Origin of the sequence: Microbacterium sp. UBA837, from assembly GCF_002296025.1 — a bacterium.
In the GTDB taxonomy this organism is placed as follows: domain Bacteria; phylum Actinomycetota; class Actinomycetes; order Actinomycetales; family Microbacteriaceae; genus Microbacterium.
This window is the reverse complement of record NZ_DBHD01000208.1, coordinates 1-20,659: the sequence shown is the minus strand read 5'-3', so window position 1 is coordinate 20,659 and position 20,659 is coordinate 1. Positions and strand designations below refer to the sequence as shown.

The 20,659-nt window shown below is 66.1% G+C and carries 20 protein-coding genes and 1 tRNA gene; 11 read left to right on the top strand and 10 right to left on the bottom strand.

The annotated features are described in order from the left end of the window. Window positions 1–189 precede the first annotated feature (189 nt). From B3587_RS14990 to B3587_RS14975, 4 genes are all read left to right on the top strand, one after another. Complete coding sequence (locus tag B3587_RS14990; RefSeq protein WP_292730106.1) at window positions 190–366, top strand: hypothetical protein; 177 nt, start codon at window positions 190–192, stop codon at window positions 364–366. After that, window positions 363–2,813: an AAA family ATPase gene (locus B3587_RS14985; protein ID WP_292730103.1), complete on the top strand. Its 2,451-nt coding sequence runs from the start codon at window positions 363–365 to the stop codon at window positions 2,811–2,813. Before B3587_RS14990 ends, B3587_RS14985 begins: the two co-directional genes overlap by 4 nt. Window positions 2,814–3,204: 391 nt before the next feature. Continuing rightward, window positions 3,205–4,560 (top strand): NtaA/DmoA family FMN-dependent monooxygenase, encoded by a 1,356-nt coding sequence (locus B3587_RS14980; protein ID WP_292730100.1) that lies wholly within the window; start codon window positions 3,205–3,207, stop codon window positions 4,558–4,560. Window positions 4,561–4,564: 4 nt separating this feature from the next. Next, on the top strand, window positions 4,565–5,002 hold the full coding sequence (locus B3587_RS14975) for an NUDIX hydrolase (protein ID WP_228179218.1): 438 nt from the start codon (window positions 4,565–4,567) through the stop codon (window positions 5,000–5,002). A gap of 63 nt (window positions 5,003–5,065) precedes the next feature. On the opposite strand, the gene B3587_RS14970 is transcribed toward B3587_RS14975, so the two are convergent. Then, complete coding sequence (locus B3587_RS14970) at window positions 5,066–5,650, bottom strand: DNA helicase (RefSeq protein WP_292730096.1); 585 nt, start codon at window positions 5,648–5,650, stop codon at window positions 5,066–5,068. A 94-nt stretch (window positions 5,651–5,744) separates the two neighbouring features. Here B3587_RS14970 and B3587_RS14965 point away from each other — a divergent pair, with 94 nt between their 5' ends. Both B3587_RS14965 and B3587_RS14960 read left to right on the top strand, forming a co-directional pair. Beyond that, entirely contained in the window at window positions 5,745–6,317 is a 573-nt protein-coding gene (locus B3587_RS14965; RefSeq protein WP_228179220.1) for a peptidylprolyl isomerase, read from the top strand. Between the two features lie 19 nt (window positions 6,318–6,336). Beyond that, window positions 6,337–7,200, top strand: a complete 864-nt coding sequence (locus B3587_RS14960) for a rhomboid family intramembrane serine protease (RefSeq protein WP_228179221.1) — start codon at window positions 6,337–6,339, stop codon at window positions 7,198–7,200. Between the two features lie 72 nt (window positions 7,201–7,272). Here the strand turns inward: B3587_RS14960 and B3587_RS14955 are convergent, their stop codons facing one another. Next, window positions 7,273–7,512, bottom strand: a complete 240-nt coding sequence (locus tag B3587_RS14955; protein WP_292730088.1) for a cell division protein CrgA — start codon at window positions 7,510–7,512, stop codon at window positions 7,273–7,275. Between the two features lie 111 nt (window positions 7,513–7,623). Here B3587_RS14955 and B3587_RS14950 point away from each other — a divergent pair, with 111 nt between their 5' ends. The 3 genes from B3587_RS14950 to B3587_RS14940 are packed head-to-tail and all read left to right on the top strand — an operon-like array spanning window position 7,624 to window position 9,235. Further along, window positions 7,624–8,421, top strand: a complete 798-nt coding sequence (locus tag B3587_RS14950) for a class E sortase (protein ID WP_292730085.1) — start codon at window positions 7,624–7,626, stop codon at window positions 8,419–8,421. Then, window positions 8,421–8,576 carry a hypothetical protein gene (locus B3587_RS14945; protein WP_195692659.1) on the top strand — a complete coding sequence of 52 codons (156 nt, stop codon included), beginning with the start codon at window positions 8,421–8,423 and terminating at the stop codon, window positions 8,574–8,576. Before B3587_RS14950 ends, B3587_RS14945 begins: the two co-directional genes overlap by 1 nt. Continuing rightward, complete coding sequence (locus B3587_RS14940) at window positions 8,573–9,235, top strand: anthranilate synthase component II (protein ID WP_292730080.1); 663 nt, start codon at window positions 8,573–8,575, stop codon at window positions 9,233–9,235. The genes B3587_RS14945 and B3587_RS14940 overlap by 4 nt, the downstream gene beginning before the upstream one ends. A 129-nt stretch (window positions 9,236–9,364) precedes the next feature. On the opposite strand, the gene pknB is transcribed toward B3587_RS14940, so the two are convergent. From pknB to B3587_RS14905, 7 genes are all read right to left on the bottom strand, one after another. Next, window positions 9,365–11,065 carry a Stk1 family PASTA domain-containing Ser/Thr kinase gene (pknB, locus tag B3587_RS14935; RefSeq protein ID WP_228179225.1) on the bottom strand — a complete coding sequence of 567 codons (1,701 nt, stop codon included), beginning with the start codon at window positions 11,063–11,065 and terminating at the stop codon, window positions 9,365–9,367. Between the two features lie 63 nt (window positions 11,066–11,128). Then, window positions 11,129–12,832 (bottom strand): serine/threonine-protein kinase, encoded by a 1,704-nt coding sequence (locus tag B3587_RS14930; RefSeq protein WP_292730075.1) that lies wholly within the window; start codon window positions 12,830–12,832, stop codon window positions 11,129–11,131. Then, window positions 12,829–14,283, bottom strand: coding sequence for a peptidoglycan D,D-transpeptidase FtsI family protein (locus B3587_RS14925; protein WP_228179227.1), 1,455 nt, complete (start codon window positions 14,281–14,283; stop codon window positions 12,829–12,831). Before B3587_RS14925 ends, B3587_RS14930 begins: the two co-directional genes overlap by 4 nt. A gap of 15 nt (window positions 14,284–14,298) precedes the next feature. Then, window positions 14,299–15,705 carry an FtsW/RodA/SpoVE family cell cycle protein gene (locus B3587_RS14920; protein WP_228179228.1) on the bottom strand — a complete coding sequence of 469 codons (1,407 nt, stop codon included), beginning with the start codon at window positions 15,703–15,705 and terminating at the stop codon, window positions 14,299–14,301. Further along, the gene (locus B3587_RS14915) at window positions 15,698–16,942 is read right to left on the bottom strand and encodes a PP2C family protein-serine/threonine phosphatase (RefSeq protein ID WP_228179229.1); all 1,245 of its coding nucleotides are present in this window, start codon (window positions 16,940–16,942) and stop codon (window positions 15,698–15,700) included. Before B3587_RS14915 ends, B3587_RS14920 begins: the two co-directional genes overlap by 8 nt. A 13-nt stretch (window positions 16,943–16,955) precedes the next feature. Continuing rightward, window positions 16,956–17,474 (bottom strand): FHA domain-containing protein FhaB/FipA, encoded by a 519-nt coding sequence (locus B3587_RS14910; protein ID WP_228179230.1) that lies wholly within the window; start codon window positions 17,472–17,474, stop codon window positions 16,956–16,958. Next, entirely contained in the window at window positions 17,471–18,208 is a 738-nt protein-coding gene (locus B3587_RS14905) for an FhaA domain-containing protein (protein WP_292730068.1), read from the bottom strand. Before B3587_RS14905 ends, B3587_RS14910 begins: the two co-directional genes overlap by 4 nt. Before the next feature lie 151 nt (window positions 18,209–18,359). Between B3587_RS14905 and B3587_RS14900 the strand changes: the two genes are divergently transcribed. Together B3587_RS14900 and B3587_RS14895 are read left to right on the top strand one after the other, a co-directional pair. Next, window positions 18,360–18,443: transfer RNA gene (locus tag B3587_RS14900), tRNA-Leu, on the top strand. Between the two features lie 56 nt (window positions 18,444–18,499). Continuing rightward, complete coding sequence (locus tag B3587_RS14895; protein WP_292730065.1) at window positions 18,500–19,072, top strand: hypothetical protein; 573 nt, start codon at window positions 18,500–18,502, stop codon at window positions 19,070–19,072. A gap of 185 nt (window positions 19,073–19,257) precedes the next feature. Here the strand turns inward: B3587_RS14895 and B3587_RS14890 are convergent. Then, on the bottom strand, window positions 19,258–20,659 hold a 1,402-nt coding region (locus B3587_RS14890), incomplete at its 5' end, for a bifunctional lysylphosphatidylglycerol flippase/synthetase MprF (RefSeq protein ID WP_292730063.1).

The window sequence follows — 20,659 nt, the reverse complement described above, 5'->3', positions numbered from 1 at the left end:
CTGACACACACATGTGGGCGAGGCGAGTCCGCGGCAGTGGAGCGCGTGTGCTGGTGGCAGAGCTCCTCCGCACCGACAGGGGAACGCACATTGGCCCACATCCAGCGGGATCGCGACGGTAGAATCGTGGTGGCATCAGCAGGTAGGCGGTCCAGGTTTCCGCCGCGATCGCAGGCAAAGGGGCGCGGAATGGCGGGCATCGAATCGGAGGTCTTGGACACCTTCCTGGCTGCACTGACCGATGTGGATGACGTGCCGCCGCAGGTCACCGAGAGCCTTGCAAGACTGCTGGCGGCGGACAAGCTACCTAAGCCAGACCAGCTTGTAGCGCTCTACACGGAAGCGAGCGGTGAGTCAGCGCTGTGATCCAGGTTCAGAAGCTCCGCATCGAAGAGTTCCGCGGCATCCGCGACCTCGACCTCGACATGGGTAGCAGCTCCTTCGTCGTGGTCGGACCGAACGGTTCCGGCAAGAGCGGAGTGGTCGACGCCATCGACTTCGCATTGACAGGCAACGTCGCTCGCCTCAGTGGAGCCGGCACGGGCGGAATCTCAGTCGCGAAGCACGCACCGCACGTGCACCAGCGCGACAACCCAGCCGCTGCAAGCGTCACCCTTACCTTCACCCACCCCGCCAGCGGGCAGACCGGCACGATCACGCGCAGCGTGAAAACCGCAGGTCAGTTCGCCCTGGACCCCAAGACTCCCGAACTCGTCGCAGCCGTGGAATGGGCTGCACGTCATCCTGAACTGATTCTGTCCCGACGCGAAGTTATCAAGTACGTCAACACCGAGCCTGGGAAACGCGCCCAAGAGGTGCAGGCTCTCCTCAAGCTCGACCGCATCGACGAGACTCGTCGCCTGCTCAACACGGCCCGCAACAAGACGAGCACTGCCGCCAGAAGCGCCGAAGACGCAGTGAAGTCCGCAGAGGATGCTGTCAAACGTGGTCTCGACATCAGCGACCTGCTGCCGAGTGAGGTCACGGTGGCAGTGAACAAGAAGCGGGAAGTGCTCGGCCTGGAGCCGCTGTCAGCAACCAACCTTGAGACCGACCTCAGCGCCGGAGCCACGACCGACGATAGTCAAAGCACCTTCAACCGGGCATCGGCGATCCGCGACATCGAAGCCATCACCAGCTATGTGATCGAGCACAAGGACCTCGACACCGCTGTCAGCGACCTCGACACCGCGCTGACTGAACTCGAGGCCGATCCCGCAGTTCTTGACGCGCTCAAGCACCGCCAACTGGTCGAGGCCGGGCTGCCACTGGTGATCAGTACTGCCTGCCCGCTGTGCGACCTGGAGTGGCCCGATGTCGCATCACTGCGACAACATCTGAACGACAAGCTCACTCGGTCCGAGACAGCCGCGAAGCTTCAGCAACGCATCCAGACCGCGGCGGGCAGGGTGACCGGGCAGCTTCGTGGCGTGCGGTCCTTGATCCAGGCAGCGCAGCCGCATGCTGTCACGCTGGGACAGTCTGCGTTGCAGACGTCCCTGTTGGACTGGTCGAATGACCTTGCCGCGTTCGAGGCGAAGCTCGCGACAATCGACTCCATCCGTGATGAGTCCCAGCGCCTCACCAACGATCCCTTGGCCGCTCCGTCACCGATCACTGATGGGCTGAAGGCGCTTCGAGCGACGATCGAGGCACTGCCAGACCAGACCGCGACTGAGGCCGCACGAGCATTCCTCACAGTCGCCCAAGACCGTTGGACACAACTACGCCAAGCGCGAGCGAAAGCCAAGAAGGCAACCGCAGCTCACAAAGCGGCGAACGCGGTCTACGAGAAGTACAACTCCGTGGCAGACGCGGCACTGACGACGCTATACAAGACCGTAGAGGCCGACTTCAGTAACTTCTATCGGCAGATCAACTCGGACGACGAATCATCCTTCAAAGCAGGGCTGTCGCCGACCGCCGGGAAGCTCGACCTCGAAGTCGACTTCTACGGGCTCGGCATGTTCCCACCGATGGCGTACCACAGCGAAGGTCACCAAGACGGCATGGGTGTCTGCCTCTACCTGGCCCTGATCCGGCAGCTCCTCAAATCGGACTTCCGACTCGCCGTCCTTGATGATGTCGTAACCTCCGTGGACGCCAACCACCGACGACAGTTCTGCAAGCTGCTCAAAGACGTCTTCCCCGACGTCCAGTTCATCATGACGACCCATGATGAGGTTTGGGCGCGCCAAATGCAGTCCTCCGGTCTCATCGCTCGACGTTCGCTCGCTCGATTCCACGGCTGGACCGTTGATGGGGGTCCGTTCTACGGTCAAGGTGGCGACTTCTGGACTCAGATCGAAGCCGACCTTGCCAGCGACGATGTTCCTGGCGCTGCTCACAAGCTACGGCGCAATCTGGAGTCGTCGCTGGCTGATGTCGCTGCGAGCATCCAAGGCCAGGTCGTGTTCCGCGCCGACAACAACTACGACCTCTCATCCTTCTTCTCCGCAGTCAAAGGCCGGCACGGAGATCTGCTCAAGAAGGCCACTGCCTCAGCGAACTCGTGGAACAACGACGCAGCGAAGCAGAAGGTCGAAGCACTGAAAGACGAGCGAGCGAAGGCGATCCTCGCCCAGGACGGAGAGAACTGGGCAATCAACGCCCTCGTCCACAACAACGACTGGGCAACCATGACGAAAGCAGACTTCGCGCCGGTCGTTGAAGCCTGCAAGCAGTTCCTCGGACTCTTCACCTGTAGCAACGATGCGTGCGACGGGTGGATCTACGTCCTCGGCATCCCCGGAAAGGAAGAAGAACTCCGATGCTCCTGCGGGGACTTCAACCTGAATCTGCGGAAGAAGTAGCAACGGGCTTCCTCGTGTACTCCCACACGGTCGCGCGGTGCACATCGAAGCGCCTCGCAATCGACAGGACGCTCTCGCCGTTCTCTCGCGCTGTTCGAATAGAGTCCACTTGCTTCGCCGTCAGGGGTGTTCTAGCTCGTCTCCTTGGGTTCGCGACGACTCCCGGCTCGTTGTCGGTGGTACCTTTCGGCGCATCAGCGACGCCGAGTTTCGCCTGATTCCACGCTGAACTCAGTCGCTCGAACCGCTGCCAGGTGTTCGGTTTGAGTCCACCCGCGTCCACAGTTTTCCTCCGGAGGTTCCCTGCCTCTCGCAACGTCACGCGCGCGTAACAGCCGCCGCGTAGCGTTGCGACACCGCGGCACGTGCGTGCGCGGCGAAAGGAGTGAACGTGTCGGCACTGCGGTTCGGGGTATTCGAGGTGTACGGCCCCCAGGTGGGTGGCACGCTCAGTTGGCCGCATCCGATCAGCGACTCGATCGACTTCGCCGACCCGGAGCGCTGGGTGCGCCTTGCGAAGGTCATGGATGCCACCGGTTTCGACTTCCTCTTCTTCGCCGACGGCTATGGCTATCCGATCGTCGGGGATGACATCAGTGCCGACGCCGTTGCGCAGGGCATCAACTTCTCGGGGTACGACCCCGCAACGCTACTCCCGGTGCTCATGCGCGAGACGTCCGACCTCGGATTCGTCGTCACCGCGACCACCGGCATCGACCACCCCGTCCAGCTCGCCCGCCGCTTCTCAACCCTGGACGTGATCTCGGGTGGACGGATCGGCTGGAACATCGTCACGGGCGCCTCGCAGAACGCTGTTGCCGAACTCTTCGGCCATGACGGGATGGTCGCGCACGACACCCGCTACGCGATGGCCGAAGAGTACGTCTCGCTGGCGCGGCGCTACTGGGAGGATGCCTGGAGTGACGACGCGCTCATAGCCGACCGCGAGTCCGGCGTCTACGCGCAACGGTCCGGCATCCATCGGGTGGTCTACGAGGGTGACCACTACCGCTCCCGCGGCTACTATGGCGCGCCCCCTACGCCGCAGCGCACGCCCCTGCTCTTCCAGGCCGGCACGTCTCCGGCCGGTCGGGCCTTCGCCGCGCGGCACGCCGAGTGTGTGTTCGTCCAGGCGACGACACCGAGCCACACCGCAGCGGCGGTGGCCGATCTGCACCGACGTGCCGGCGACGAAGGGCGCACGACACCGCTCGTGACGATGGCGGGGCTGACCGCGATCGTTGCCGAGACCTCTGCCGAGGCGAGGGAGCTTGCCGACGAATTCGACAGGATGCAGACCGACGATGTTGTGGCGACTCTCTACGCGGGCAACACCGGCATCGATCTGCGAACCCTCGATCCCGACCAGACTCTCCACCAGGTGCTCGACGCCGGCGGACCGATCGGACAGATGGGCACCAGCAACATCGAGCGATTCCTCGGCAGCGCGGAGCGACCCGCTCCGACGGTGCGGGAGATTCTCGACGAGCTGCGCGGCCGCGGCACGCGGGGCTTCCGTCTGGTCGGAGACCCGACCGAGGTGGCTGACGGGGTCGAGGAACTTGCGGCCCGCACGGGACTCGACGGGTTCCTGATCGAGCCCGTCTTCGGAACCCGGGATGTCGAGGCGTTCGGTGACCTCGTTCTTCCGATTCTGCGCGAGCGCGGACGGCTTTCGCCGCGGCGATCGGATGCGACGTTCCGGTCCCGCATGCGGGGGATGCTGCCGGCAGCTCCCGTATCGTAAGTCCATGGATCTGCGGGTCGCGGCTTACTCGATCGTCATAGACGACGACAGGCGCATGCTGCTCGCGCACTGGAACGAAGGCGGTGCCTCCGGCTGGACCCTTCCTGGCGGCGGCCTCGAACCCGGCGAAAGTCCGGATGCTGCGGCACGCCGCGAAGCCCGCGAAGAGACCGGCTACCGCGTTGCGCTCGACGAACTTCTCGGCATCCACTCGCGCGTGATCCCCGCCCGCCGCCGACTCGTGGCCGGGTCGGATCTGCCGCTGCAGGCACTGCGCATCGTCTACCGCGCCCACGTCACCGGCGGCGAGCTGCGCAACGAAACCGATGGCACAACGGATCGAGCCGAGTGGTTCCCGCTGTCGGAGGTGCGGCGACTGAAGCGCGTCAGCCTCGTCAACATCGGCCTGCGGATGGCGGGACTGGAGTCCTTCGCGCGCTGAAGGCTTCAGCGCAAACGACTGCGGCGCCCGGAAACCGGGCGCCGCAGCACTGGCTGATCTGAATCAGGCGTCGGGAGCGCGCAGCGGGTCGTCGGCAACCCACAGCTCGTCGTCTGCCCGCAGGGTCTGCCAGGCGGCGTAAAGCACACCGGCTGCGGCGATGACACCGAGGATGATGGCGAACACGCCACCGGCACCGATCCCCTGCTTCTGGGGCTCGAGTCCCGAGAGCTTCTTGGACAGCTTCTTCGAGACATCCTTGCCGTACTTGTCGGCGAGCTTGGCGTACTTCTTGGCGTCGGGCGCAGACAGTCCACGGCCCGCAGCGAGTCTCGCGCGAGTCTCGTTTGCGGCGTCCCATGCCGAGAGGGCCGAACCGACGACGGCTCCCGTCGCAGGGATCGCTCGGTTGGTCAGGAACGACTTGGACGATGCGAGTCCGCGCTGGACATACGGCTGCGCGTACTTGCCGTAGGCCTCCTGAACCTGAGGTACGACCTGCTCGCGGCCGTAGTTGCCCAGCTGCCGACCGGCTTCCCGGGCGATGTCAGCGGCTTCGCCGACGAGCACCTGCTGCGACTCCCAAATGTCGTTCGCGTGCTTCTGGAGCTTGCGGAGTTCCTTCTTGCGCTTGCGGCTGAGGCTCACGGGGCCCTCCCTGTCGTGTCGACGTGGTCTTCCCATCTTGCCATGTGTGCCGCAGACGGGAAGTGTTCACGGCGAACTCTGAAAGAATGGCGTCATGCCTCAGCACACCGCGGTCGCCACGATCCACACCAACCACGGCGACATCGTCGTCAACCTGTTCGGGGACCAGGCCCCGCGCACCGTCCAGAACTTCGTCGGGCTCTCTGACGGAAGCCGTGAGTGGACGCACCCGGCCACCGGTAAGCCGGGCGAGGGCGCGCTGTACACGGACGTCATCTTCCACCGCATCATCGAAGGCTTCATGATTCAGGGCGGTGACCCGCTGGGCGTCGGCACAGGCGGACCGGGATACAACTTCAACGACGAGATCAGCCCCGAACTCACCTTCACCGAGCCCTACAAGCTCGCAATGGCCAACGCGGGCCTCCGCCGCAACGCGATCACCGGCCAGCCCGAGGGCACGAACGGTTCCCAGTTCTTCATCACGGTCCCCGGCCAGGGTGGCCGAGGACCCGAGTGGCTGCAGGGCAAGCACACGATCTTCGGTGAGGTCGCGGATGACGACTCCCGCCGTGTCGTCGACGCGATCAGCGCCGTTGCCACCGGCCCGGGCGATCGTCCGATCGAGCCCGTCGTGATCTCGTCGATCGACATCGCTTCGGTCTGACCGGAGGGCGGCGTCCGCCGTGACGACTTCCGACGAGTTCCGCAGCAACCGCGATAACTTCTGCTACCGGCATCCGGACCGGCAGAGCTTTGTGCTGTGCCAGCGCTGCATGCGCACGATCTGCCCGGAGTGTCAAACCCCGGCAGCAGTCGGGGTCATCTGCCCGGAGTGCCTGCGTGAGCAGCGTGCGACGCAGACCACTGCCCAGAAGAAGGCCGAGCGACGCTGGTCTCGGGCTCCGATGACTGTCGGAACCCAGCGACCGACGGCGACCTACGTCATCATCGCGATCACGGCGGCGGTCTTCGTTCTTCAGCTTTTCATCCCCGCGCTCGAGGGCATCTTCGCCTTCAACAGCGCCTTTGTGATCCCATCGATCGCATTCGAGCCGTGGCGGTTGCTCACGGCTGTCTTCTTGCACTCGAGCTTCTTCCACATCGGACTGAACATGCTCGCGCTGTGGATGATCGGCAGATCGCTGGAGCCGCTTCTCGGTCACGCGCGATTTGTCGCGCTGTACCTGCTTTCGGGACTCGGCGGATCCGTGGGCGTCGCGTTGATTGCGCCCGGCATCTGGGTAGTCGGAGCCTCGGGCGCCGTCTTCGGTCTCCTTGGCGCGCTGTTGGTGATCGGTCGTCACATCGGGGCGAACATCACCGGCATCCTGATCGTGCTCGGCATCAACCTCGTGATCGGGTTCGTCCCGGGGTACAACATCGCGTGGCAGGCGCACATTGGCGGCCTTGTCGTCGGAGCACTCATCGGGCTCGTGTTCGCCCGAACCCGCACGCGGGCTCGCCAGCCGCTGCAGATCGGACTTCTCATCGCTATCGGCGTCGGCTTGTTGGCGCTGCTGGCGATCCCCGCCGTGTTCTACGTGTGATTCATCCACAGATTCATCCACACCTGGGGATGAATCACAGCGGTGTAATTCGGTGGGTACCGATCCGCGCGGCTAGCGCCAGCGTGTGGTCATGAGGAAGCCGACGAAGGCGATCCCGAATCCGATGACGAGGTTCCACGCGTCGATCCCGGGAATCGGGAACTGCATGCCGCTGATGTAGAAGATCAGAACCCAGACCAGGCCGAGCAGCATGAGCCCGATCATGACCGGCTTGAACCAGACAGGGTTCGGTGCGGAATCCGCGCTGCTGCTCTCGACGATCGGTTCGTCGTCGTTGCTCGGGCGTGCCATGCGTCAAGTCTAACTGCCAGGGCTCCTCCAGCAGGAGACGAATAGAATCGCCCGTGATGTACGACGCCCGGTGACCTGGGCCCAAACGAGGACTCAGACGAGGGGGATGCCGTGGGTGATGCGGAGGAGACGCCGCAGCTGACCCGGCGATCGCGTCGCACCACGAAGCGCCGCCGCCGGGTGAGCGTCCTCGGCGTGATCGGGGAACTACTCATCACCGTCGGTGTCCTCGCCTTCCTCTATGTCGGTTGGCAGTTGTGGCTCGGAGACGTCATCCAGGGCGCGCAGAAGAACGCTGCCGGCAGCGAGTTGTCGGAGCAGTGGGCACAGGCAGCAGAGACTGCATCTCCAACGCCGGATGCTTCGGCCTCGCCGGAGCCGACCGCCACCACCGACGCCGACGTTTCCATCCCTGTTCTCGGGCAGCCCGATGACGCGCAAGAGTTCGCTGTCATGCGTGTTCCCCGCTGGGGCTCGGACTACATGGTGCCGATCGCGGGCGGTGTGACGCGTGCACGAACGCTCGACCCGATCGGCATCGGTCATTACCCGGGCACGCAAATGCCGGGAGAGACCGGGAACTTCGCCGTCGCCGGCCACCGCACGACGTACGGCAAGCCGTTCTCCGACATCGAGACCCTGCGGATCGGCGATGCGATCGTCGTCGAAACTGAAGCCGGCTGGTACACCTACCGGTTCCGCACCCTCGAGTATGTGAAGCCGACCGAGACCTCAGTGCTCAACGCGACGCCGCAGCTGGATGTCGCAGCCGGCGATGCCTACATCACGTTGACCAGCTGCAGTCCGCGCTGGAGCATGACGGAGCGCATCGTCGCGTACGGCGTGTTCGAGTCGTTCACTCCCCGCGAAGCCGGCCCGCCCGCATCCCTCACGGAAGGAATCGCCTGATGTATGCCGCTCTCTGGCACGTGCTGCCCGGCCCGTGGTGGGCAAAGGTCGCGATTCTCACCGTGATGGCCGCCGCTGTTCTGTACGGCCTCGTGTTCTACGTTTTCCCCTGGATCAGTGAGCTGACCACTCCGCAGGACGCGACAGTCGGGTGACCGCAGATCCAGCGAGCATCGCACCGGTGCTCGTAGTCGACAACCACGACAGCTTCGTCCACACGCTCGTCGGGTACCTGCACGAGTTGGGTGCCGCTACCGTCATGGTCGAGGCAGACCAGGTCAGCGTGGATGCCGTCCCGCGGCTCGTCGGTGAACACGCCGGCATCCTTATCTCCCCCGGTCCCGGTCGCCCCGCCGACACCGCGGCCTCGCAGAATCTTGTGCGCGAGGCCGTGGAGCGGGGTGTTCCCGTGCTCGGAGTGTGCCTAGGGCACCAGGTGATCGCCGAGGCACTGGGTGCGCGGGTGTCCGTCGCTCCGGAACTGTTCCATGGCGTCACCTCGCCGGTCACTCACGATGGGTCGACGCTCTTTTTCGGAATCCCGTCGCCGTTCATCGCCAACCGGTATCACTCGCTGTCGATTGATCCCGACTCGATCCCCGAGAGTCTCGTCGTCACGGCCCGCACCGACAGCGGAATCGTCATGGGCATCGCGCACCGCGACGCGCCGCTGTGGGGTGTGCAATTCCACCCCGAGAGCGTGCTCACCGAAGGCGGTTACCGGCTGCTGGCGAACTGGTTGGAACAGGTCGGCTATCCGGATGCCGTCGAACGATCCCGCACGCTCCGGCCGCACGTCGCCGCCGGCGTGTGAGTCAATCCCTCGCGAGACTGCACCGTGCCCGCGAGGCCGTGCGCTCAGTGGGCTCTCTCGCGGGCACGTTGCAGTCTCGACGGTCTAGCCAGACGAGGCGAGCGCCGCTCGGCGCCGTGCGGTCGGGGGTCAACCGGAGCAGTAGGTCAACGTGATCGTCGAGCGGACCGGGACCTCACCGGGCGCGAGGGACTGAGCGATGACGACAGGCGGGTTGGTCGCGGGGCACGACGTGTCCTCCTGCGTCTCGACCGTCAGCTGAGTGTCCGGGGCTTCGAGTTCGCGCGTGGCAGCCTCGACGGTGTACCCGGTCACGTCGTTGATCAGAACGCGTCCCGTCGCAACGACGAGGTCGACGCTGCTTCCAACCGCGACCTGATCACCGCCAGCCGGGTCCGCAGCGATGACGATTCCGGCGTCGAGGGCGGGGTCGTTGCGCGAGGTCACCGTGCCGACCTTCAGACCGACCTGCTCGAGGGCCTGCGCGGCAGTTTCCTGCGTGAGGCCGGTGAGCGTCGGCACGGCCGCGAGCTCTTGCCCCGTCGAAACGTAAACCTTGATCTCCTGGTTCACCTCGACCGAGACATCCGTGCCGGGTTCTGTCCGGATGACGTTTCCTTCGGCCACCTCGACACTCGACTCTTCGACGCGCACCGGAACGAGGTCGATCGCGGTCAGTTCTTCGGCGGCCCGATCGTAGGTCATGCCGGTGAGGTCGGGGACGATCCGGGAGTTGCTGGGGACGTTCTCGTCCCCGCGCGGAATGGTGAGCACCCAGAACAAGACCGAGATCAGCAACACGGCCAGGATCGCGACGCCTGCCCACACCCAGGCCACGGGGGGACCCGACTGCGTGCGGCGCATGGTCGTGTCGGTCGAGAGCTGCCGAAGCGACCGGGCAGTCTCTGCGGCTTGCCGCGGGTTGGGTCCGTAGAGCTCGCTGGTGAGTGTTCCCAACTGGCGGCGGGAGGGCGCCTTACCGGTCAGTGCGTGAGTCAGTGCGGCGCGAAACGAGGGGGCGTCTTGGTAGCGCTGGTAGGGATCCTTCGCGAGAGCGCGCAGCACTACGGCATCCAGCGCTCGCGGAATCTCTTCGTTGATCTCCGACGGCGTGAGGGGGGTCTCGCTGACGTGCTGATAGGCAACGGCAACCGGGGACTCGCCCCGGAACGGCGCTCTGCCGGTCAACAGCTCATAGAGCACGACACCGGTGGAGTACAGGTCGGCGCGGGCATCGACAGGTTCCCCCTTCGCCTGCTCCGGGGAGAAGTAGGCGGCGGTGCCGAGGATCGCGGTGGTCTCGGCGACGGTGGACGACGAATCCGAGACGGCGCGAGCGATACCGAAGTCCATGACCTTGATGTGGTCGTCGGCGGTGACCATGACGTTGCCGGGCTTGATGTCGCGGTGCACCACACCGGCACGGTGCGAGTACTCGAGGGCTTCAAGGATGCCGTCGGCATAGGCGACGGCACGCTCGGCGTCGACAGGGCCCTCTTCGATGACGTCCTTCAGCAGTCGACCAGAAACCAGCTCCATGACGATGTACGGCACCGGCTGGGTCGTGCCGTCGGGAAGGGACTCGGTCTCTTCGCCGGCGTCGAACACGCGCACGATCGTCGGGTGCGACATCCGCGACGCCGCCTGCGCCTCCAAGCGGAAGCGCGTGCGGAAACCGGCATCGCGGGCCAGCTCAGGATCGAGGATCTTGATGGCGACGTCGCGGCCGAGGGTCAGGTCGTATCCGCGATACACCGATGCCATGCCGCCACGGCCGATCGACTCGTCGATCCGGTAGCGCCCCGACAGCACGCGAGAATCGTCGGTCACACTACCCCTCCCTGACTGAGCCAGTCTGTTCAGCCTAGTCGAGCGCTTCCTGTGAACCTCCGGTCAGGGAGTGGGGGTCGGGGTCGCTGGAGCCTCAATCTGAACCTGCATCTGCGGTGAGGCATCCGACGTGCGCTGCTCGGCGCCACTGCACAGGGCGGTGTACGACGCGGTGAGCGTCTGTCCGGCTGCGTTGGCGATCAGGATCGCCTCCTCGCGGTCGTTCGGGGGGAACGTGCGCTGCGAGGTGCCGTCAACGGTGAAGACCGCGTTCTGCAGGGTGACGGTGTAGCCGCTGAGCGTGCCCGTGCCGGTGGGGCAGGTGAAGCTGTCCCACGTCAGCGTGACGGTCGAGCCCGCCACAGCAGGCTCACCGCCCTGGATCGCCGGGGGGTTGCTCGGGCCGCCGATGGGCGTGACCTGGCCGTAGCACGAGATCGTGAGCGCCGTTGTCGGCTCGATGTTGCCGGTCGGGTTCACCTGCCAAACGACGCCGACCTGCGAGTCATCCGGAGCAGCAGTGCCGTTGTCGGTGACCACTTCGAGCACCCCCGCGCTCTTGGCAGCCTGCACAGCCTGGTCGCACTGCATGCCGACGAGGTTCAGGGCGTCGATGTTGATGCGGGTCTCACTCGGCGAGGGCGTCGGTGTCGAGGCGCTCGGCGACGGGGCCGACGACGAGCTCGTGGGGTCGGGTGACGGCTGCTGGTTGGCAACCAGGGCCCATATCGTGCCGCCGAGCACGAGCACAAGCAGCACGATGAGCGCGACGAGGGGCCAGGTCCACGGGCTGCGCTTGCGCGGCGCAGGCTCTTCGGTAGGGGTCTCCGGAGCCGGCATCAGCCGTGTCTCGGCGGATGTCGCGGTGGACGTCAGCAGTGCCGTTGCGTCATCAGCGGCGATGGCGCCCGTGGCGATCGCCGGGATCGCTGCTGCTGCGGCGGCGACGTCGCCTCGGCGCAGAGCCGTGGCTGCCCGAGCAACGGCAGCCGCCGTGGCAGGTCGGTCCTCGGGCTTTTTGGCGATCATCGCCATGACGAGGTTCTGTACCGGAACAGCCACGGTTGGCGGCAGCGGCGGCGGCTGCTCGTTGATCTGGGCCATCGCGATCGCGACCTGGGACTCGCCGGTGAACGGACGCTTGCCGGCCAGGCATTCGTACGCGACGATCCCGAGCGAGTAGATGTCGGTGGCAGGGGAGGCCGGGTGACCGGATGCTTGCTCGGGCGAGAGGTACTGCACGGTGCCCATGACCTGGCCTGTCGCGGTCAGGGGAACCTGGTCGGCGATACGAGCGATGCCGAAGTCCGTGATCTTGACGCGGCCGTCGGGGGTGATCAGCAGGTTCCCGGGCTTGATGTCGCGATGGACGAGGCCCGCCGCGTGCGCTGCCTGCAGGGCTGCAGAGGTCTGGGCGATGATGTCGAGCGTCTTGTCAGTCGACAGCGATCCGTCTCGTTCGAGGATCGTCGACAGGGCTTCACCAGGAACGAGCTCCATCACCAGGAACGCACTGCCGTTCTCTTCGCCGTAGTCGAAGACGCTGGCGATGCCCTCGTGGTTGACGAGCGCTGCGTGCCTGGCCTCGGCGCGGAACCGCTCGAGGAACCCGGGGTCGCCCATGTACTCGTCTTTGAGGATCTTGATCGCGACCGTCCGTCCGATGACGTGGTCGGTTGCTTCCCAGACCTCGCCCATGCCGCCGATCGCGATTCGCGAATCCAGCTCGTAACGGCCGCCGAAGGTCACACCCTGCGTCGGTCTCATTTGTTCAGCACCGCCTCCATGACCTTCTTCGCGATCGGGGACGCGATGAGATCTCCGTATCCCGACTGACCCATTCCGCCACCGTTCTCCACGACGACAGCCACTGCCACCTCGGGATCGTCGGCGGGCGCGAACCCGGTGAACCAGAGGGTGTACGGCTTGTTGGGTCCGTTCTCCGCCGTACCCGTCTTACCGGCCACGTCGACGCCCTCTATTCTTGCATTCGAGGCGGCGCCGTTTTCGACATTCGCGACCATCATGGCGACCATCTCCTCGTTCAACGCGGGACTCAGTGCCTCGCCGAAAACGGTGCTCTCAAACGTCTGCTGCACCGAAAGGTCGGGCCCGATGACCTGGTCGACCATGCGGGGGTTCATGACGATGCCGCCGTTGGCGATACCGGCCGAGACCATCGCCATCTGCAGCGGCGTCGCCGTCACCTGCCCCTGACCGAAGCCGGTGAGCGCGGTCTGCGGAGCGTCCAGCCCCCGGGGGTAGCTCGAGGGAATCGAGTCGAGCGGGATGCTGAACGAGAGGTTGAAGCCGAACTTCTCAGCCTGCTGGCGGATGGCCTCGTCTCCGAGCTGCACGGCAAGCTGAGCCATGGGGATGTTGCAGCTCAGGCGCAGCGCGTCGGCTATCGATACCGTCTCGCCCGGCCCACATGTTCCGCCGCTGGCGTTGCGGATCGTGTTCGACGACTGGGGCAGCTGCCAGATGGCCGGGTTCGGGATCTGCGAATCGGGCGTGTAGTCGCCCGACGCCAGAGCCGCCGCGACGACGACGACCTTGAACGTCGATCCCGGTGGGTTGAGATCCCCCGCGATGGCGCGGTTGTAGAGCGGGTCCGCGGGATCCGCGAGCAGGGCGGCGTAATCAGTCTCGACCTGAGCGGTGTCGTGCGAAACGAGGAGGTTCGTGTCGTAGCTGGGGCTCGTGACCATCGCGAGGACTCGGCCCGTGTCGGGTTCGATCGCGATGACCGCGCCCTGCAGGTCGCCGAGGGCCTCGTACGCGGCTCGCTGGACGTCGGCATCCAGCGACAGCACGACATTGGAGCCGCGCGGCGGCTGCCCGGTGAGGATCTGTTCGATGCGAGAGAGGAACTGCGAGCTCGCGGTGCCGCTGAGCTCGTCGTTCATGGCCTGTTCGATGCCGGTCGCTTCGCCCACCACCGGGATCACCCCGGTCACCGGAGCCCACATGTCGGGGTCGACGTAGACCCGCTGCCAGCTGAAGACGTCACTCGAGGGGACCGATGACGCGATAGCCGAGCCGCTTGCGATGATCGAGCCGCGCTGCACTTCGTAGGAGTCGTACAGGGCACGCGTGTTGCGCGGGTAGTCGGCGAGATCCGCCGACTGGATTCCCTGGATCCACGTCGTCGAGGCGAACAGGGCGAGGAACATCATGAGCATCAGGATGCTCAGCCGCCGCAACTCCTTGGTCATCGCCGCATCACCCCATCATCCGATCACCGCGCGAGGACGGCTGCGGACGGCATCCGAGATGCGAAGCAGAAGGGCCACGATGATCCAGTTGGCAACGAGCGAGGATCCGCCCGCGGCCAGGAACGGTGTCGTGAGGCCCGTGACGGGGATGACTCGGGTGACGCCGCCGACCATGATGAACACCTGCAGGGCGATCGTGAACGCGAGACCGGTCGCCAAGAGCTTGCCGAAGTCGTCTTGACCGGCGACGCCGATCCGGATGCCGCGCGCAACGAACACCATGTACAGCAGCAGGATGGCGAAGACACCGGCAAGGCCGAGCTCTTCACCGAGGCTCGGCAGGATGTAGTCGCTCTGCGACAGCGGCGTGATGTAGGGCCGCCCCTGCCCGAGCCCGGTGCCGATGAGCCCGCCGTGGGCGAGGCCGTAGATTCCTTGCACGAGCTGGAAGCTGCCGCCGTAGGCGTCGATGCGCTCAGGGTTGAACGGGTCGAGCCAGTTGTCGAACCGCCCCCCGACGTAGGACAGCACCCGCGAGGCGAAGAACGCGCCGGCCGCGGCCAGGACGAGACCGATGACGACCCAGGACGTCTTGCCGGTGGCGACGTAGAGCATCGCGACGAACATGCCGAACAGCAGCAGTCCGGTGCCGAGGTCGCGCTGCAGCACGATGATGCCGAGCGAGATCAGCCAGAGGACGAGGAGGGGACCCAGCTCGCGCGCCCGCGGCCACGTCATGCCCAGGAACCGGGTTCCGACCGAGCTCAGGCTCTCGCGGGTGCGCACGAGGTAGCCGGCGAAGAAGATCGCCAACGAGATCTTCGCGAGCTCGCCGGGTTGGAACGAGAAGATCCCGAGCGACACCCAGACGTCCGCGTTCGCATCGGTACCGAGGCCCGGCACGATCGGAAGTAGCAGCAGGGCGATCCCGGCGAACCCGAAGATGTAGGTGTAGCGGAACAGCACGCGGTAGTTGCGCAGCACGATCACCACGGCGAGGCATCCGAGGATCGCAATGCCCGCCCAGGCGAGCTGGCGAACCGACGCCGCATCCCACCCTTCGGCGCCGTCGGCGAGGTCGATGCGGTAGATCATCGCGATCCCGAGCCCGGTGAGGAGGGTCGCAATCGGCACGACGAACGGGTCGGCATCCCGGGCCCAGACGCGCAAGGCGATGTGGACAGCGATGACCGTGGTGAACAGTCCGCCGAAGGCGATGAGGTAGGCGGCGGCGATCTCGCCCATGACGCCGAGCTGCACCAGCGCGAGGGCGCCCAGCGAGAGCACGAGGGCGAACAGCAGCAGGCCGAGTTCGCGGTTGCGCTGCTTCTGCGGGGTGCGCAGTCGCTTGAGCGCGCGGACGACTGCCGTGTCGGTCGAGACGTCGACCGCCGGTTCACGCGTGATCGCGGGATCAGCCATCTGATTCCTCCGCGTCGTCGGGATCGAGCGCGTTCACGATCGCTCGCGCATCTGCGAGCGATCGGGCCGAGATCGTGCCTTCGACCGTTGCGCGCTTGAAGTTGCTCAGATCGGCGAGCAGGATGCCGGTGTCCTCGTACGGCGTCGACAGCGAGATCGGGCCGATGTTCTGCTGGATGCCGCGGTAGATGACGACAGTGTCGTCGTCGGCGCCGACGAAAAAGCGGGTCTGCGTCCACTGGTAGGCGCCGAAGAGGGCGACGCCGATCATCGCGAGCACGATCACGAACCCTGCGATCCAGGCAAGCCGGCGGCGTCGCGACCGGCGGCGGTCCTCTTCGATGAGCTCTTCGAGGAACTCCGGGGCCGGTTCGAAATGGGTCGGCTCGTTGGCTGCCTGCCGCGCAGGATGCAACCAGCCCGTCAGGGAGCTGCGGGCCGCGGGGACGTCGATTCCCTCCGGATTCGACGCGGACCCGACAACCGTCGCGGTTCCCGAGAAGAGCGGATGCCGCCCCCCGACATCCACCAGCACGATGGTGACGTTGTCGGGAGCCCCGGCATCCAGAGCCATCTTCAGCAGAGCGTCGGCGGTGCGGGCGGGAGCGAGATCTGCCGCGAGTGCCTTGGACGTCTGGGTGTCGGGGACGACGCCGCACAGCCCGTCCGAGCACAGGAGCCAGCGGTCACCGGGCTGAGTCGGCATGACGAAGGTGTCGATCTCGGGGTTCGGCGACATGTCACCGAGCACGCGCATCAGCACCGAGCGCCGCGGGTGATACCGCGCCTCTTCGGGAGTGATGCGACCCGAGTCGACCAGACGCTGGACGAACGTGTGGTCCGTCGTGATCTGGGTCAGGGCCCCGTCGCGGTACAAGTACACGCGGGAATCGCCGATGTGGGCGATCACGGCGTAGTCATCGACCATCGCAAGCGCGCTCACGGTGGTTCCCATGCCGGCCAGTTCCGGGCGCGCGGCGACGGTATCGATGAGGGCAGCCGCGGTATCGGTGATCGCCTCGCCCAATGCGCGTTCTGCTGCAGCGGGTGAGTCGAAGGGTCGATCGAGCTCTGCCAGCTGCGCGATCGCGATGCTCGAGGCCACGTCGCCACCGGCGTGGCCGCCCATCCCGTCGGCGACGACGAACAGGTTGGACCCGGCGTACCCGGAGTCCTGGTTGTTCGAGCGCACCTTGCCGGTGTGCGACAGCGCCGCGCTGGATCCTTCGAAGACCATGACGGGTCGGCCGTTACTTCCGCAGCTCGAAGGTTGTCGCGCCGACCTTGATCGGGGCGCCGATCTTCACCTCGACCGGCGCGCTCACGCGTGCGCCGTCATGCCAGGTGCCGTTCGTGGAATCGAGATCCTGCAGCATCCACTGCTCGCCCCACAGCAGGAGGCGCGCGTGGTGGCTCGAGGTGTAGTCGTCACGGATGACCAGGCCCGACTCGCTGGATCGCCCGATCGTCAGCGGTTCGGTTCCCAGGGGGAGCTCGAGACCAGCCTTGGGGCCGCTCGTGATCACGATGCGCGAGACGGCGTCTCTCGTTGCGGGTCCCCCGGCCGCTCCGAAGGGCTCCGGCTGTGCTGTGGGCGCCACGGGGGCTGTCTCTCGGGGCGAGGAGGGCCCGGCAGCCGCAGCCTCCGGCATCCGTCGTACACGCACACCGAACACGTCGGCGCGCAACGAGTAGACCACGGCGAAGACGAAGAACCAGAGCAGCAGCAGAAAGCCGATCTGCAGCAGAAGAAGTGTCAGTTCACTCATGCGCGGCCGCCCCCGTCGAACACGTCGAAAGCGCGCGTGGCATCGGATGCTGCAGGTCGCGCCGGAGCCGAGGCCTGCGCGACGACGCGGAAGATCATGTCGGTGCGGCCGATCGTGATGGTGGAGTCCGTTGGCAGGGGGGACTCGTTGATCTTGCGACCGTTCAGCAGCGTGCCATTGGTCGACCCGAGGTCGCGCACCATCGCGCGCTCGCCGTCCCACAGCACTTCGACGTGCCGGCGGCTGGTTCCGGAATCCGCGAGCGTGATGTCGGCGTCGCTTCCCCGACCGATCACCGTGCGGGCCTTCACGAGCGGATGCCGCTGGCCCGCGATGTCAAGTACGCCGCGCCATGACACCGAGCCTTGTGCGGTCGACGAGTCGACCTGCAGCGTGCCGGTCGAGAGGGCGTCGTCTCGACGAATGGTTACGGAAACGGGGCCGGCGAAGGTATATCCCTGTGAGCGTGCGTGCTTCGTAACGAGCTCGGCCAGTTCGTCGACGAGCGGCTGTCCGATCGCCTGCATCCGTTCGTCGTCGGCGGGTGCCAGCCGGACGGTGAACGTGTTCGGGGCAAGGATCCTGTCCCGAGCCACCACGGCGGCCTTCTTGTCGAGCTCGCTGCGCAGGGCGGAGGCGATCTCGACGGGTTGGATCCCGCTACGGAAGGTCTTCGCGAACGCGCCGTTCACGGCACGTTCGAGTCCCTTCTCGAAGCTGTCAAGTAGTCCCACGGATCTCCTCAGGCAGGCAGAGCGGTCCACCCATGCTAGTTGGAGACTCTGAACGGGCCATGGACGACCTGGCGGAAGCGCCGATACCGGGCTCGACGCGCCGATCCGTCGTGATATCCTCGGGAAGTTGATCCGCGGTCCGCCGCGGTTCGCGCGAGTGGCGGAATAGGCAGACGCGCTGGCTTCAGGTGCCAGTGCCCGAAAGGGCGTGGGGGTTCAACTCCCCCCTCGCGCACAGGAGAGAAGGTCCCGAGAGGGGCCTTCTTTTCGTCCTACCCGACTCGAGGCGTCATGAGATTCCAGCCTGCCGCGGCCCTGGCCGCACTCACGATCGTGGGGCTTGCGGTGACGGGGTGTACCGCCGAGTCGGCTCCCGACCCGAGTCCGACCCCGTCGGTCAGCGAGAGTGCGGAGGCTGCGCCGGGGACGCGGGCCAACCCGCTCGCTGTCGGCGAGACCATCCGGCTCTCGGACGCGTCGGCATGGTCAGTCGGTGCGACTGCCGCGACGGAGGTCGGCGACGGGTATGTCGTGCTGCCGCTGCGTATCCTCATCGATTGGGATGCGATCCGTGCGCAGCTGGTCGAGGCGGGCGAGGATCCGGCGGACGCTGACGCGCTCGGGATCGACCCGTGGGCCTCCCTTGTCGTGCGCTATATCGGCGCGAGCGGGCGCAGTTACGAACTGTTCGAGAATGCCGCAGCTGACATACCGAATCAGCTCTGGTCGATCGGAACGGTGTATCCGCCCGCCGAGGATCTGTCGGCGAACGTCGCTGTGAGCGTCCCGGCCGAGGAGATCGAGGGCGGCGTCTGGACGGTGCTCAACACCGGCGGTGACGCGGTCTTCCTCGCGACATCCTGAGCGGACCGGCGATCTGACCCAGCGGTGGTACCTGCGGGACGCGGGTGTCGATAGAGTGTGGCTCGTCGCGCTTTGGCGCGATCTATCCGGGGGGATCCGTCGACGCCCGGGTCTGGAGCGTTGCTCGGCCCGGGCGTTCGATGGCACCACGTTCGATGGCGCCGCGTTCGATCGCGCGGTGTCCCTCAGGATCGTCCGCTGCGGAGGAGTTCTCGACTCGATCCAGCGAGCTGACGCAGCGAAGCATCGGGCAGGAACGCTCGGGTCAACGCGAGTCCGATCCGCGCCAGGTCAGCCTCGTCGCGGTACAGCAGGTACAGCGACTCGTAGCGCGGATGGAACTTCTCCTTGAAGCGGTGCAGCGACCGGAAGCCGTACACCGGCTCGAGCATGTCGGCCAGCCGCTCGGTGATGTCAGCGATCATGCCGGCGTCCGGCGGGTAGTCATGCGTCAAGGGCGCGCCCGACAGGGACAGCATCCGTGCTCCCTCGTCGGCGAAGAATCGCGCCGACGAACCGATCAGGAACTCCATCACCGGCCCGAACCCGCCCTCGCGGCGGCGCATGAGGTCGAGGGTCCAGCCCTCTATGCGGCCTTCGCCGTAGACCGGTAGCCAGGAGAGGAATCCGTCGACGTCGCCGTGCGGTGAGATGGCCAGCGCCAGGCGCACCTCAGGGTCGGCAGCCTCGTGCAGAGTGCCGAGTGTGAATCCCATTTCCGGCAGGCCCTTATCGCCGACCCACATGTCAGAGATGGCGCGCAGCTGTTGCTGGATGCCCCAGGGCTCGTCGACCAGGCGTGTCATCCGGAAGGTCATTTCTTCGCGGTTCGCGCGGTTCAGCGACGTGCGAACCGCAGCCCACCGCTTGCCGGTGAATTCGAGTCCCGCCAGGTCGACGATCGTGTCGTCGGCGACGATGAGGTTGCGCCAGCCCTCCGGTATGACAGCGCGGGTTGCGTCATCGGCCGAGAAAAAGCACGGTATGAGCCCCGCGCTCTCGGCCATCGAGACGAACTCCCGCACCGATTCCGCGCGGCTCTCGCGGGGTCCGAGCGGGTCGGCCAGAACGAGGGCCACCCCTGAGCGGCGCTGGTAGGCGACGATTCCCGAACTCGTGCGGGCATACGACAGGCCCTCCCAGGTCGTCATCCACGACAGGGTGCCGCCGCCGAAGTCGTGCAGCATCTGGCGCACATCGCTATCGGTTGGCGTCGGGCTGAGGCCGAGGCTCGCGCGGCGGCGCCCACGGAAAGCGCCGCGCACCCACACGAGGTAGACGAGCAGGATGCCCCACAAGACCGCCGTCGCGACCGTTACCGACGGGTCGCCGTCCCAGGTGAGATCGGCGGCGGGGAAGCTGACGTACAGCGCGATGACCAGGATGCCCAGAACGACGTTGATGCTCGCGAGGATGACGGCGATGACCCACGCCCAGCGGCGGCCGCGGAACAGTCCGCGGGCAACCAGAAGCAGGATGACGACGTCGATTGCGGTGTCGATCCAGGACCCACCGCCGAGTTCGGTGCGACCGAACGGACCATCGGTGGGAACGATGGAGGTGAGGGTCTCGATCGCTGCCAGCGCG